At 27.6% G+C, this 416-nt stretch carries 1 pseudogene; it reads left to right on the forward strand.

Annotated features, from left to right (window positions below):
- Nucleotides 1-189 (forward strand): annotated as a pseudogene (locus tag HUN22_RS17745) (hypothetical protein); the annotation flags it as partial.
- Nucleotides 190-416 lie beyond the last annotated feature (227 nt).

A 416-nucleotide genomic window follows, 5' to 3' on the forward strand; every position in this document is an offset into this window, starting at 1 on the left:
CCTTATGTTTCATTTGGTTATCTTCTTAATCTTTATCAACCTTTTAAAGTCTATATTCCTCAGCTTCCACATCCGAAAATTTATATTGAGATCGGTGGGATTTCATATGACAGAATGATTGTTCGGCAAACAGAAGATGAGGGGGAAGCGATGAATGTTTTAAAGGATTTAGGGCAACTCGTTGTTTAAAATTGAGTGATATTTTTAGTACTGAGTTTGATTTATTCCTCAGGAATAAGCCTGTACTAAGTCCTTATTTATCTGGGTGAATCAAAATACAACCTAAAATATTGAGATAAGTTATTTGTTACTAATTATAAAAAATAACTATTACTTATTAAAACTATACATAACGTAAAATTTCATAAAATTATTTTTAATATAATAATTTCAAATTAATTTTGAGGCTTGTAAAT

Origin of the sequence: Acinetobacter lactucae (assembly GCF_013344765.1) — a bacterium.
Taxonomy (GTDB): Bacteria; Pseudomonadota; Gammaproteobacteria; order Pseudomonadales; family Moraxellaceae; genus Acinetobacter; species Acinetobacter lactucae_A.